Genomic DNA, 14,747 nt, shown 5'->3' with positions numbered 1-14,747 from the left:
TAAACGATAGGGACTTTTTTTATCCAAGCGGGACAAAAAAATAATTTTTTTATCAAAAACACCTTGTAATCTATTTTTCGAGTGGTATAATAATTTTGTAAGTAAGTCTTTTTTTTAGCCCTACTTGGGACAAAAAAAATTACTTTGGTTAAAAAACATCCCGAAACGATGGTGATAAAATGGAAGCGAAGCGAAACGACGATCAAGAAAACTTAATATTTGTTCTCAAATATGCGTTTCCTGAAATGGAAGAATTGTTACCGCTGAGATTTAACTTATTAAACAACATCAAGTTTAATCAACCTGTGGGAAGAAGAATGCTCTCAGGAACGATGGGATATACAGAACGCGTGGTTAGAAGAGAGTGCGATATTCTGAAAGACAATAATCTGATTGATTATTATCCAGATGGCATGCGCTTAACTCAGAAAGGCCATGAGGTCTTAGAAGCCTTAACAAGTGTCTTCTATAAAATTAACGGCATTAATATCTTGGAACAAGAACTTGCAAAAAAACTACACATTAAGCGTGTTATTGTAGGATCAGTTGGTATCCAAGATGAACAGGTATCACTTAATGAAATCGGCTATGAAGCTGCTAAGTATCTCAGCACACTGATCGATCCAAAAATGATTATCGGATTAACCGGAGGTTCTTCGATAGAAAAAGTAATTAATGGGTATAAGAGTGATTGGGTGCATGCGGACAGTAGTGAAATTATGGTAGTACCAGCCAGAGGTGGTCTTGGTAATAAAAGTGAGTATCAGGCTAATACGCTTGCTGAAAAGCTAGCTGGAAAGCTTGGCGCACAGTACCAGATTCTCTACACGCAGGATAATCTATCGAGAGCGACCATAGAAGAACTTAAGAATGAACCTAATATTAAACGCATACTTGGAAATATTGCAAAGCTCGACGTTCTTTTATTTGGGATTGGTAGAGCAAGCGTAATGGCCAATAGACGTGTACTTGCTCAAGAGGAGATTGATGATATCTTAAGCAAAGGTGCCGTTGCAGAATCATTTGGCTATTATTTCAACAAGGATGGTGAAATTGTTCATGAAATCAGTACCATAGGTATTGATTTGGATATATTTAAAAATCTTAAGAATGTGATTGCTGTCGCAGGCGGTGTCGATAAAGCGGATGCTATTATCGCCATTAGCAAGGTAAACCCAAATCTCGTTCTCGTAACAGATGAGCGAACAGCTAAAAAAATCCAAGAGATTTTATAAATTTAAGGAGGAATTAGAGATGAAAAGAATCGCAATCAATGGTTTTGGTAGAATTGGTAGACTTGTATTCAATGCTATGGCAGAACAAGGTTTATTAGGAACAGAGTTTGACGTAGTTGCAGTAGTAGATATGGCAACAGATGCAGATTACTTTGCATATCAATTAAAGTATGATTCAGTTCAAGGTAAATTTAAAGGTGAAATCTCAACTAAAAAATCTAGCCCAGAGCTTGCTGAAGAAGATATTATCGTAGTTAACGGTAGAGAAACAAAATGTATCCAAGCAGTAAGAAACTTAGCTGATCTTCCTTGGAAAGAGCTTGGCGTAGAATACGTAATCGAATCAACTGGTTTGTTTACTGATTCAGAAGCTGCAAAAGGTCACTTAGCAGCAGGCGCTAAAAAAGTTATCATTTCAGCTCCAGGTAAAGGCGATGTTAAAACAATCGTTATGGGTGTTAACGAAAACGAATATGTAGCTGAAGAGCATGATATCGTTTCTAATGCTTCTTGTACAACTAACTGTTTAGCACCACTTGTACACGTTCTTTTAAAAGAAGGTATCGGTGTTGAAACTGGTCTTATGACTACAATCCATTCATATACAGCGACTCAAAAAACTGTTGACGGTCCTTCTAAGAAAGACTGGAGAGGTGGTAGAGCTGCTGCAATCAATATCATCCCATCATCAACTGGTGCTGCAAAAGCAGTAGGTGAAGTATTACCTTCAACTAAAGGTAAATTAACTGGTATGTCATTCCGTGTTCCTACACCTACAGTATCTGTAGTTGACCTTACTTTTACAGCTGCTAGAGATACTTCTATCGAAGAAATCGATGCATTACTCAAAAAAGCTTCTGAAACTTACCTTGATGGTATTTTAGGCTATGCTAACGAAGAATTAGTATCAACAGACTTTATCCACGATAAAAGATCTTCTATCTATGATTCATTAGCAACTGTACAAAACAACCTTAAAGGCGAAAAGAGATTCTTCAAACTCGTATCTTGGTATGATAATGAGTGGGGTTACTCAAACAGAGTTGTTGATTTATTAAAATTCATGTCTAGCAAATAATATTTTTCGGACTATGTCTGATTTTGGACCCTGACTTAGTCAGGGTTCATTCATGTATGAATCGGAGGCCTATCATGTTTAATAAGAAAACGATTGAAGATATCGATGTAAAAGGTAAAAGAGTCTTAGTACGCGTCGATTTTAATGTTCCATTAAAAGAAAATGTTATTACAGATGAAAACAGAATCATGGGTGCACTTCCTACTATCAAATACTTAATGGATCAAGGTGCAAAAGTCATTCTTTGTTCACATTTAGGAAAACCTAAAGCAGACAATTTAGAAAAATACACATTGGCACCTGTTGCAAAAAGACTCTCAGAAATTCTTGGAAAAGAAGTTGTTTTTCCAGCTGAAGTTGAAGTTGTTGGTGAAAAGGCAAAAGCTGCTGTCGCTGCAATGAAAGATGGCGATGTGGTATTACTTGAAAATACAAGATACAGAGCAGAAGAAACTAAAAATGGTGAAGCTTTCTCTAAAGACTTGGCATCACTTGCAGATGTGTTTGTAAATGACGCATTTGGAACGGCTCACAGAGCACATTCTTCTACTGTTGGCGTTACTGATTTCGTTGAAACTTCTGTTTGTGGCTACTTAATTCAAAAAGAACTTAAGTTCTTAGGAGAAGCAGTTGACAGCCCAGAGAGACCTTTCTGTGCAATCTTAGGTGGCGCAAAAGTTTCTGATAAAATTAAAGTCATCGAAAATTTATTAACCAAAGTTGATTCATTAATCATCGGTGGTGGTATGGCTTATACTTTCTTAAAAGCACAAGGCTATACAATCGGTAAATCATTAGTTGAAGAAGATAAATTAGACTATGCACTAAAAATGATCGAAGATGCTAAGGCTAAAGGTGTTGAGTTACTACTTCCTGTGGATCACATCGTAGCTGCAGAGTTTAGCAATGAATCAGAACCTGTTGTAACTGAAGGCTTAGATATTCCAGAAGGCTTCATGGGTCTTGATATCGGTCCTAAAACGGCTACTAAATATGCAGAAGTGGCATCAAAATCAAAAACAATCATTTGGAATGGACCAATGGGCGTATTTGAATTCTCTAACTTTGCTGCTGGTACAATTGCAGTGGCTAAAGCATTAGCTGATTCAGATGCAACTACAGTAATCGGTGGTGGTGATAGTGCTGCTGCAGTTAATACTTTAGGATTTGGCGATAAAATGACACATATCTCGACTGGTGGCGGTGCTTCTTTAGAATTCTTAGAAGGATTAGCATTACCAGGTATAGAAGCATTAAACAACAAATAGGAGGTTCCCATGAGAAAACCAATCATCGCTGGTAACTGGAAAATGCACAAAACAGTTGCTGAAGGCGTTGCATTTATTAATGCAGTAAAAAACGAAATCGTAGGTACAGATGTTGAAGCACTTGTTTGTGCACCTTTCACATTATTACCAAGCTTAGTTGAAGCTGCTAAAGGAACTGGCGTTAAAATCGGTGCACAAAATATGCATTTCGAAGATAAAGGTGCTTTCACAGGAGAAGTAAGTGCAGATATGCTTTTAGATATCGGTGTGACACATGTCATTATCGGTCACTCAGAAAGACGTCAATACTTTGCTGAAACAGATGAAACCGTCAACAAAAAAGTAATCAAAGCGCTTGCTAAAGGTTTAGTACCAATTTTATGCTGTGGTGAAACCCTTGAGCAAAGAGAAGCTGGTGAAACTAAAGCGCTTTGTAAAGTTCAAATTGAAAAAGCTTTTGAAGGCATCTCTGCTGAAGATGCAACAAAAGTTGTTGTCGCATATGAACCAATCTGGGCAATCGGAACTGGTAAAACAGCAAGTAGCCAAGATGCAAATGATGTTATCTCTTATATTAGAGAAGTACTCGAAGGAATTTATAGTGACGAAGTTTCTGAAGAAGTTAGAATTCAATACGGTGGAAGTGTTAAACCTTCTAACGTAGAAGAAATCATGAACGAATCAGATATCGATGGTGCACTCGTTGGTGGCGCAAGCTTAGAACCAACTGACTTTGTGAAACTCGTCAATTTTTAAGGAGTCACTTATGAAAAAACCAACAGCGTTGATCATAATGGACGGTTGGGGACAAGCTGGTAAAGGGACTGGTAATGCAGTCGAACTTGCTAACACACCTAACTACGACAGAATGTTAACTGAATATCCACATACACTTATCGCTGCAAGTGGCCTTGATGTCGGTCTTCCAGATGGACAAATGGGTAACTCTGAGGTAGGACACTTAAATATCGGTGCTGGTAGAATTATTTACCAAGAACTTACAAGAATCACGAAATCCATTCAAGATGGTGATTTCTTTGAAAATCCTGAGCTATTAGCTGCTATGAATTATGCAATTGGGCATGGTACTAAGCTTCACACTTGGGGACTTTTATCTGATGGTGGCGTTCATAGCCATATCGACCATCTTAAAGCGCTTATCAAAATGGCGAAGGAAGTTGGTGTACCACAAATTTATGTACATGCATTTATGGATGGTAGAGATACTTCTCCAACAAGTGGAATTGGTTATGTTAAGGAACTTGAAGCTTTCATGGCTGAGATCAATTATGGTGTCATAGCGACGGTTTCGGGTAGATATTATTCGATGGACCGAGACAAACGTTGGGAAAGAATCGAAAAATCATACAATATGCTCGTTAAAGGAGAAGGCGAAACGGCTACTAATGCAGTAGAAGTTTTCGAAAAATCTTATGAAGCGGGTGTAACGGATGAGTTTATACTGCCAACAGTGATCGTTAAAGACGGTACGCCAATTGCTAAAGTAGCTGAGAATGATGCAATTATCTTCTTCAACTTTAGACCTGATAGAGCTAGAGAAATCACTAGAGCAATTGTCGATGTAGAATTTGAAGGTTTTGCTAGAACTTACTTTAAAACTAAGTATGTTGGATTTACTCAATACGATAAAACCATTGAGAACATTGAAATCGCATATAAGCCACAATCGATTAACAACACTCTTGGTGAGTACATGGCTGAGCTTGGTAAAAAGCAACTTAGAATTGCTGAAACTGAGAAATATGCACATGTAACTTTCTTCTTCAACGGTGGTGTTGAAGCGCCAAACGAAGGTGAAGACAGAGTTCTTATCAACTCTCCAAAAGTCGCAACCTACGACCTAAAACCTGAAATGTCAGCTTATGAAATGACAGATAAATTATTAGAAGCGCTTGACCGTGATTTCTATGATTTAATCATCATTAACTATGCAAATCCAGATATGGTTGGTCACACAGGCATTATTTCTGCAGCAGTAAAAGCGGTTGAAGTCGTTGATGAATGTGTGGGTAAAGTCGTTGCCAAGTTAAATGAAAAAGGTGGCAACTTCATTATTACTGCAGATCATGGTAACGCAGAGCAAATGTTGACTGAAACAGGTGAACCAATGACAGCTCACTCTACGAACAAAGTACCATGTATTGTTGGTGGTGTTGGCATGGCCAAGTTAAGAGAAGGTGGCAAATTAAGTGATTTGACACCAACGATGCTAGACATGATGGGATTAGATCAACCTAAAGAGATGACGGGTTCTTCAATTATCATTAAGTAAGTCAATCGTTAAAGCAATTATCTGTTAAATCAGTTGCTTTCCGTTTGAAAAATTGTTTTATAGATAACGAAATGGTTATCTGATCAATATAGCCTTAATGGCAATCCAAAAAATAAGATGGAGGTAAGCAAAATGTCAGTAATTACAGATGTTTATGCAAGAGAAATACTTGACTCAAGAGGTAATCCAACAGTTGAAGTAGAAGTTTATTTAGAAGATGGCTCAATGGGTAGAGCTGCAGTACCATCAGGTGCTTCTACTGGTGCTTTTGAAGCAGTTGAATTAAGAGATGGCGACAAAGGTAGATACCTTGGTAAAGGTACTCAAAAAGCAGTTGATAACGTAAACAACATCATCGCTCCTGAGCTCGAAGGTTGGGATGCATTTGATCAAGTAGGTATCGATAAGTTCATGAAAGAACTTGATGGTACTCATAACAAAGGTAAATTAGGCGCTAATGCAATTCTTGGTGTATCGATCGCTGTTGCAAAAGCTGCTGCTGAATCTACAGGCTTATCACTTTATGAATATATCGGTGGAACAAACGCTAAAACACTTCCTGTTCCAATGATGAACATAATGAACGGTGGTGCTCACGCAGATAACAACGTGGACATCCAAGAGTTCATGGTAATGCCAGTTGGCGCTACTTCATTCAAAGAAGCATTAAGATGGGGCGCAGAAATCTACCATTCATTAAAAGCAGTTCTTAAGTCTAAAGGCTTAGCTACTGGTGTAGGCGATGAAGGTGGTTTCGCACCAAACTTACCAACTAACGAAGATGCATTAAAAGTAATCATGGAAGCAATTGAAAAAGCGGGTTACAAACCAGGCGAGCAAATCAAGTTAGCGCTTGACGTTGCTGCAAATGAGCTTTTCGATGAAAAAACTGGCAAATACTCTTTAGCTAGCGAAGGCAGAGAATTTACTGCTGCTGAGTTAGTGGATTATTATGCTGGTCTTGTAGAAAAATATCCAATCATCTCAATCGAAGATGGTTTCGCTGAAGAAGATTGGGCTGCATGGCAATTAATGGTTGAGAAATTAGGCAGCAAAATTCAAATCGTTGGTGATGACCTCTATGTAACTAACACAGAGAGACTTGCTAAAGGTATCCAAACAAAAGCGTCTAACTCAATCTTAATCAAATTAAACCAAATCGGTTCAATCACTGAAACTTTAGATGCGATCGAAATGGCTAAAAGAGCTGGTTTCACAACTATTTCTTCACATAGATCAGGCGAAACTTCAGACTCAACAATTTCTGATATGGCAGTAGCGATGAACACTGGTCAAATTAAAACTGGTGCACCAGCAAGAACTGACCGTGTGGAAAAATACAACCAATTGTTAAGAATTGAAGAGCAATTAGGTGATAACGCAGTTTATGCAGGAATGTCTGCTTTCTATAACTTGAGATAATCACTGAACCATTTATCATTGAAGGCGCAGAAATGTGCCTATGTTGAAGGCGTACCTCCCCCAAATTGTTACGCCTCAACAGCCCTACAACTTTTGTCATCAATATTGAGCATGCTCAATTAGATAATTAGCAAATTTTGATAACACCTATGCAAAGTCCTTGGCTTGGTGGAAAGCAACCACCAAGCCTTTGGCTTTTTTTGAAACAATCATCAATTATTTCGCGATTTCTCAGAGACAAAAATGATTTAATTGTTTTTTTTAGCCTAGTGTGGTAAAATACCTATGTTAAGCATGTGACACATGCATCTGTTCGAAATTTCGCGATGTTCAACCCAAACGTGGTGGACAATTGCCAAACAGGAGGTGGAAAAATGTTATATACGATTGCAACAGTATTATTGATCTTATCATCTTTAATTCTTATTGCGAGTATCCTGCTTCAATCAGGTAAATCAGCGGGATTATCAGGTTCAATCGGCGGGGGCGCTGAGCAAATCTGGGGCAAAAACAAAGCAAGAGACTATGATGCTAAGTTTGACAAAGTTACGAAAGTAGCAGCAGTATTATTTATAATATCATCATTAATGATGGCTTATATACAATAATTAGTCTAGGCTAATTGTTGTATTTTTTTCTGTCATGTTCGATATTTAAAACATGATTAGCATAAAGTTGTGGGGAGGAATTTTAAATGAATTATGTGTTACTATCTGCGGGTGCTGGTTTACTGGCGCTTATTTTCGCGGCTTTTTTAGTCGTGAAAAAAATCAATCCCGTTCAAGTCAAGCACGATCGAATGAACGAGATTGCTTCTTATATTCACGAAGGTGCAATGGCATTTTTAAAGCGTGAATACAGAGTTTTAGTTATTTTTGCAATTATTTTAGCCGCAGCAATTACAGTTGGTCTAGGTAGTTTCCAAACTGCAATTGCATTTATCATCGGTGCGTTATTCTCAGTATTAGCGGGCTTTTTTGGTATGCAAGTTGCTACCAAAGCAAACGTTAGAACTGCATACGCTGCTAAAGAGAGCGGTATGAACCGTGCGCTTTCAGTTGCGTTTTCAGGTGGTGCAGTAATGGGTATGTCTGTTGTGGGACTTGGCCTTTTAGGTATCAGCTTGATGTATTATGTCTTTAAAGACGCACAAATCATCACTGGTTTTGGTTTAGGGGCTTCATCTATCGCACTTTTTGCGCGTGTAGGTGGTGGTATTTATACGAAAGCTGCTGACGTTGGTGCTGACCTTGTTGGTAAAGTCGAAGCGGGAATTCCAGAAGATGATCCACGTAACCCAGCTGTTATCGCAGATAACGTTGGTGATAACGTTGGTGACGTTGCAGGTATGGGTGCAGACTTATTTGAATCATATGTTGGTTCAATCATCGCTGCAATTACACTAGGCGTTGTAACTTACAATATCGAAGGCGCAATTTTCCCATTATTACTTTCTGCAATTGGTATTGTCGCTTCAATTATTGGTACATTCTTTGTCCGTGGTAGTGAGAAATCAGATCCACACAAAGAACTTAAAAAATCAACTTATGTAAGTGGTATCTTAGTCGTAATCGCTTCATTCTTCTTAAGCCGTTATTTCTTTGATAACTTAAATGCATTCTATGCAATTACAGCTGGTTTGATTTGTGGTATTTTAATCGGTTCTGTAACTGAAATTTATACTTCAGGTGATTACAAATCGGTTAAGAAAATTGCTGAGCAATCATTAACTGGTCCTGCAACAACTATTATTTCAGGTATTGCAGTTGGTATGTTATCGACGATGTTCCCAATCCTTTTCATCTCAATTGCTACACTTGTTGCATTTAAGTTTGCAGGTCTTTATGGTATTGCGCTTGCAGCAGTAGGTATGTTATCAACTGCTGGTATAACTGTTGCGGTTGATGCTTACGGTCCTATCGCAGATAATGCTGGTGGTATCGCAGAGATGAGTGAATTACCTAAAGAAGTTAGAAAAATTACGGATAAATTGGATGCAGTAGGTAATACAACTGCAGCTATTGGTAAAGGCTTTGCAATTGGATCGGCTGCTTTAACAGCACTTTCATTATTTGCGTCTTACTCAGAAGCAATCGGTATCAAGACGATTAACATCTTAGATCCTAAGGTTGTAGTTGGTTTATTCATCGGTGGTATGTTACCATTTATTTTCTCTGCACTTACTATGGAGTCAGTAGGTCGTGCGGCATATCAAATGATTGAAGAAGTTAGAAGACAATTTAAAACAATTCCTGGTATTATGGAAGGTACAGAAAAACCTGATTATGCAAGATGTGTTGATATCAGTACTGGTGCCGCTCTTAAAGAAATGATGATTCCAGGTTTAATGGCAGTACTTGTACCAATCGTTGTTGGTTTGGTATTAGGTGGCGAGGCGCTAGGTGGTATGCTTGCAGGTGCACTTGTAACAGGTGTTCTTTTAGCGATCTTCATGGCAAATGCTGGTGGTGCTTGGGATAATGCTAAGAAATTTGTCGAAGAAGGCAATTTTGGTGGCAAAGGCTCAGAAGCACATAAAGCAAGTGTTGTTGGTGATACAGTAGGTGACCCTTTCAAAGATACTTCAGGTCCATCTATCAATATCCTTATTAAATTAATGACAATTGTTTCTCTAGTATTTGCACCATTATTCTTATCATTGGGTTCATTATTATAAGCCAGTGAACGTTTTAGATGAATTGATTTGGCTTTAGCAATTAATTAAATGATTGTTTTCAGACTTTGTCTGATTCTAAGACTTGCTCAATTTGAGCAAGTCTTTTTTACATAGCGAGAATCGCATATGTGTTAAAATTTGAATACTTGGTGTTCGCTGATTTTTATATTGAGTTTATACAATTAATTGAGTCCATAAAAAGTCACTATATAGAGTTAGTAGCTTCGCATAAACGCAACTCTAAATGATAATATCAATCTCTAATCAATAATAGCTATAAGTTTTGACTTGGCTCTACTCCAAGGGATTATACACGGAATTATTAATTAGATTTATGATATAATAAGTATTGTAGAGTGATTACACAATGAAGGGGTATAATTTAAAAGTGAAATATTACTCTGAATCTGATCAATAGATTTATTAAGTAGAATCATTTCAGTAAAATCATTTTATTAGGAATCATATCAGTAGAATCATATTAATAAGAATAAGTTCAGTAGAATCGTATAAAAAGAATTTTTTAAGTGAATCATCTAAATGTAGTGTTAAAAGAGAATACGAACAATTTGACAATAAACTAGAATACAAGGAGGCAATATCATGAGAGAAGCCATAATGCAGTTTTTTAAAGAGCATATCGAAAAACCATATTTAGAAATGGATTTATTTATAGAGATGGGGATTGACCCTATTGATCGCTCCACTTTTGTGGCAGCATTAGAATCGCTTGCAGATGAATCTAAATTAATAAAAACAAAAAAAGGGAAATACGCTTTACCAGAATTTTTTCAAATCTATGTCGGTAAGGTACAAATCGCAGTTAAAGGGTTTGGTTTTGTCATCGTAGAAAACGTTGAGATGCGTGATATATTTGTTCCAGCAAGTGCGCTTGGTGGTGCTATGAATGGCGACCTCGTTCAAGCGAAGCTTACAAAGGTGGGTGGACCGGACCAAAAGAGCGAGGGTGAAGTCATCAAGATCGTCGAAAGAGCGAATACAGAAATCGTAGGCACTTATGAGCAAAGTAAGAACTTTGGATTTGTTGTCCCTGATGATAAGATGCTAAGAAAAGACATCTATATCTCACCAAGTCAAAATCTTGGTGCGAAGCAAGGGGATAAGGTCGTTGTCGAGATCGTAAAATGGCCAGAGGATCGTCGAAATCCAGAAGGCAGAATTACTGAAGTATTGGGTCAATCAGGCGAGCCTGGCGTGGATATCCTATCGATTATCCGTACTTTCAAACTGCCTGAAGCATTCAATCACAAGGTGTTAGATGAAGCAGAAGCGATTCCAACAGACGTTCAAGAGGAAGCTTTAAAAGGTAGAGAGGACTTTAGAAGTTATAAGGTAATTACCATAGACGGCAAGGATGCAAAGGATCTGGACGATGCTGTGCATGTTATCAAGCTCGATAATGGCAACTATGAACTCGGTGTTCATATCGCAGATGTGACGCATTATGTAAAAGAAAATTCTAAAATTGATAAAGAAGCTCTAAAGCGCGGTACGAGCGTTTATTTGCTGAATCGCGTAATTCCAATGCTGCCTGAAAGATTGTCAAATGGGATTTGTAGTTTAAACCCACAAGTGAATCGACTTACACTTTCTTGTATCATGGAAATCGATGGCAATGGCGATATCGTTAAACACAGAGTCTGTGAAAGTGTGATAAAAACCGTTGAGCGTATGAACTACGACGATGTCTCGGATATGCTAGAAGGTGCATTAACGACACAACTAAGAGAGCGTTATGCGCATATTCTTGATGAAATCAACATGATGAAAATTCTGGCTGAAAAGCTTAGAGGTAAACGTGAACGACGTGGTGCCATCGACTTTGATTTCGCAGAAACGAAGATTACGCTAGATGGAGAAGGCAAGCCAATCTTTATCGGAAAAGCAGATCGAAGAATTGGACATAAGATTATCGAAGACTTCATGCTTGCAGCAAATGAAACCGTTGCAGAGCATGTCTTTTGGATGGAGCTGCCTTTTGTGTATCGTATACACGAAACGCCAAATCCTGAGAAAATAGAAGCACTGAACAAGTTCTTACACAACTTTGGCTATAAGGTGAAGGGGAATTTAGAAGAAGTGCACCCAATGGCGATTAAGGCGATTTTAGAAGAAGCCGATGGCAAGAAAGAAGAACACGTGGTCAGCAAAATGACGTTAAGATCGCTTAAACAAGCGAAGTATTCACCGATTAACGAGGGACACTTTGGACTTGCTGCAAAATATTATTGCCACTTTACATCGCCAATTCGTCGATATCCAGATCTTCAGATTCATAGAATTATCAAGGAAATCATAAACGGAAAAATCAATGAGGACAGAATTAAAAAGTTAAAGGCCATAGTGGATGAGGTATCGGTTCAAAGCTCTGAAAGAGAGCGTAATGCAGAGCTTGCTGAGAGAGAAGTAGACGATATGAAAATGGCAGAGTACATGGTTGCTCATATTGGAGAGAAGTTTACAGGATTGATCTCGTCGGTTACTTCCTTTGGTCTGTTTATCGAACTTGAAAACACCATTGAAGGCTTATTGCGCTTAGATGACCTTGATGATGATTACTATGTATATGATGAAGCACGTCTTCAACTGGTTGGAGAGCGTACGAAAAAGATCTATGCACTTGGTGATGAGATAGAAGTCATCTGTGTAAATGCAGATCCAGTCCTAAGAGAGATTGATTTTGAACTGGCATAGTATCAATTTACTTGCGCTTACAAAAATAGTTATACTGTGATTGTTATTACTAAGAATGGGTTGCCATATTTACGGTAAACACATTTAGAGTTTATAAATTAAGAGGTGAAAATGAGTAAGAAAAAGCTAATCGTCAGCGATATCGATGGTACTTTGCTACAAAGTAACAAGCATATCTCTGAAACGACTAAGAAGAAGATATTTGATTTAATTGATGAAGGACATATCTTTGCAATAGCAACGGGTAGGATGCATGGCGCTGGTAAGATCATCACACAGGAGCTCGATTATGATGGGTTTCTAATCTCTTGTAACGGCGCTGTGGTTAAGCACCTGAAGACGGGTGAGATCCTACAAGCAATCGAACTTGAAAAGCCTTTGGCACGTATGGTCGCTGACGTTTGTGAAAAATACGGCGCTTACTACCACCTATATGACGTTGAGACTATCTATGCCAACCGATTCGAGAACTTGGGGAAAAAATACGCTGAGGCGATGGCAGCATTGCCACCAGAGTATCAATTCAAGGTTGAGTTTAGTGAGGATTTGCGTGGGCTGATTGATTCGGTGCCGATCTACAAAATTGGGCTGTTCCACGATGTACCTGAGCAGTTTGAGGCGATTATGGCAGAGCTTAAAAAGGTACCGGGGCTTGAAACCTGTAAGTCGCTTGAGACTTCGTTCGATGTGATGAAGGCAGGCGTTTCTAAGGCGACGGGGATTGAAGCGATTAGAAAACATTACGAGATTCCGCTGGAGGACGTCATAGCCTTTGGTGACAATGAGAACGATATCGACATGATTGCTTATGCAGGGGTTGGTGTTGCAATGTCCAATGCTATGAAGGAACTTAAAGACGTAGCGAACTTTATCACGTTATCCAACGATGAAGATGGACTGGTGTATGCTTTAGAGAAGTTTATAAAGTGATTTTATCATTAGAATGATTATGATGCGTAAAGTAATATAGAGATTTGAATTTGTTGAACGAGGTACTTTTTTAAATGAACGTCATGTTAATTTTTCATGACGAAATCCGTGGATGATTGCGAAATGAAGTGCCTTGTGCTACAATAAAAAAGCTGGAACGCATTCGAAAGGAGGCATGTTATGGCCGAACTAAAGCTAATTGCACAAAATAAAAAAGCCTGGCATGACTACTTCATCGAGGAGACGTATGAAGCCGGTATAGAGCTTTTTGGAACAGAAGTTAAGTCGATCCGTAATGGAAAGGCGAGTATTAAGGAATCTTATGCGGAGATTAAAAACGGAGAGGTGTTCATACTGGGTATGAACGTAACCCCTTATGATTTTGGTAACCGCTACAATCAAGATCCCATTAGAGTACGTAAGCTTTTGCTTCACAGGCGAGAGATCGCAAAGCTCCTAGGCTATACCACACGTGAAGGCTACACACTTGTACCTCTGAAGGTATACATTAATCAACGCGGTCTGATCAAGGTTGAAATCGCAGTTGCCAAAGGTAAAAAGCTTTATGACAAGCGCGATACTTTAGCTAAGAAAGATGCAGATCGCAAGATTCAGAAAGCCATCAAGGATTACAATCGCTAGTTACCCCTTTTTATCATGGGGATGTACTGGTTTCGACAGGGATGATGAGCTTTTATAAGCGAGCCGAGTTTCCTGACCTGGGGTACTCGTTAAAGAACTGGGTCATTAAACACAAACGCAAACGAAAATTTTGCATTAGCTGCTTAATTGCAGCGTCACCTTTAGGCCTTATCTCAGCCGCCTAGAGCCTGACCAACCCCTGCTGAGGTCCCTTTCTCTGACACTTTTCTAGTCTTGGAATAGCGGTACGATAGAAATAGCCACATCACTTGAGCGTCGTTACTCGTGAGGTGTGGCGAAACCCTAATTAACGACTGCGCTCGGAGAAAGTGAAAGTAAGTTGTTTTTGGACGGGGGTTCGACTCCCCCCATCTCCACCAACGAAATTGACCGCCTATTGGCGGTCTTTTTTTTTCGTTGGTGGAGATGGAGGGAGTCGAACCCTAATGTGGGCGGAACACCAAGGAAATGCGCGAGCAATTCTGAC

Annotated in this window: 11 protein-coding genes and 1 other RNA gene; all 12 read left to right on the top strand. The window is 38.8% G+C overall.

The window, feature by feature from the left end:
- Nucleotides 1–179 precede the first annotated feature (179 nt).
- The 12 genes from AC4PID_RS03745 (at nucleotide 180) to ssrA (ending at nucleotide 14,640) form a co-directional block, all read left to right on the top strand.
- Complete coding sequence (locus AC4PID_RS03745) at nucleotides 180–1,235, top strand: sugar-binding transcriptional regulator (RefSeq protein ID WP_492134226.1); 1,056 nt, start codon at nucleotides 180–182, stop codon at nucleotides 1,233–1,235.
- A 19-nt stretch (nucleotides 1,236–1,254) separates the two neighbouring features.
- On the top strand, nucleotides 1,255–2,313 hold the full coding sequence (gene gap / locus AC4PID_RS03740; protein WP_492134225.1) for a type I glyceraldehyde-3-phosphate dehydrogenase: 1,059 nt from the start codon (nucleotides 1,255–1,257) through the stop codon (nucleotides 2,311–2,313).
- A gap of 71 nt (nucleotides 2,314–2,384) precedes the next feature.
- Complete coding sequence (locus AC4PID_RS03735; RefSeq protein WP_492135353.1) at nucleotides 2,385–3,581, top strand: phosphoglycerate kinase; 1,197 nt, start codon at nucleotides 2,385–2,387, stop codon at nucleotides 3,579–3,581.
- Between the two features lie 9 nt (nucleotides 3,582–3,590).
- On the top strand, nucleotides 3,591–4,337 hold the full coding sequence (tpiA, locus tag AC4PID_RS03730) for a triose-phosphate isomerase (protein ID WP_492134224.1): 747 nt from the start codon (nucleotides 3,591–3,593) through the stop codon (nucleotides 4,335–4,337).
- A gap of 10 nt (nucleotides 4,338–4,347) precedes the next feature.
- Entirely contained in the window at nucleotides 4,348–5,874 is a 1,527-nt protein-coding gene (gene gpmI, locus AC4PID_RS03725) for a 2,3-bisphosphoglycerate-independent phosphoglycerate mutase (protein ID WP_492134223.1), read from the top strand.
- A 132-nt stretch (nucleotides 5,875–6,006) separates the two neighbouring features.
- On the top strand, nucleotides 6,007–7,296 hold the full coding sequence (gene eno, locus AC4PID_RS03720; RefSeq protein WP_492134222.1) for a phosphopyruvate hydratase: 1,290 nt from the start codon (nucleotides 6,007–6,009) through the stop codon (nucleotides 7,294–7,296).
- 374 nt (nucleotides 7,297–7,670) lie between these two features.
- Nucleotides 7,671–7,904 (top strand): preprotein translocase subunit SecG, encoded by a 234-nt coding sequence (gene secG / locus AC4PID_RS03715; RefSeq protein WP_492134221.1) that lies wholly within the window; start codon nucleotides 7,671–7,673, stop codon nucleotides 7,902–7,904.
- Between the two features lie 86 nt (nucleotides 7,905–7,990).
- Nucleotides 7,991–9,973, top strand: a complete 1,983-nt coding sequence (locus tag AC4PID_RS03710) for a sodium-translocating pyrophosphatase (protein ID WP_492134220.1) — start codon at nucleotides 7,991–7,993, stop codon at nucleotides 9,971–9,973.
- A 603-nt stretch (nucleotides 9,974–10,576) separates the two neighbouring features.
- On the top strand, nucleotides 10,577–12,688 hold the full coding sequence (gene rnr, locus AC4PID_RS03705; protein WP_492134219.1) for a ribonuclease R: 2,112 nt from the start codon (nucleotides 10,577–10,579) through the stop codon (nucleotides 12,686–12,688).
- Nucleotides 12,689–12,799: 111 nt separating this feature from the next.
- Nucleotides 12,800–13,618 carry a Cof-type HAD-IIB family hydrolase gene (locus tag AC4PID_RS03700; protein ID WP_492134218.1) on the top strand — a complete coding sequence of 273 codons (819 nt, stop codon included), beginning with the start codon at nucleotides 12,800–12,802 and terminating at the stop codon, nucleotides 13,616–13,618.
- A gap of 180 nt (nucleotides 13,619–13,798) precedes the next feature.
- Complete coding sequence (gene smpB / locus AC4PID_RS03695; protein ID WP_492134217.1) at nucleotides 13,799–14,260, top strand: SsrA-binding protein SmpB; 462 nt, start codon at nucleotides 13,799–13,801, stop codon at nucleotides 14,258–14,260.
- Between the two features lie 17 nt (nucleotides 14,261–14,277).
- Nucleotides 14,278–14,640, top strand: a transfer-messenger RNA (tmRNA) gene (gene ssrA, locus AC4PID_RS03690).
- Nucleotides 14,641–14,747: the final 107 nt, after the last annotated feature.

The sequence above is a fragment of the Fusibacter sp. QWL-12 genome, from assembly GCF_058683495.1.
This window is presented reverse-complemented; position numbering and strand designations above follow the sequence as displayed.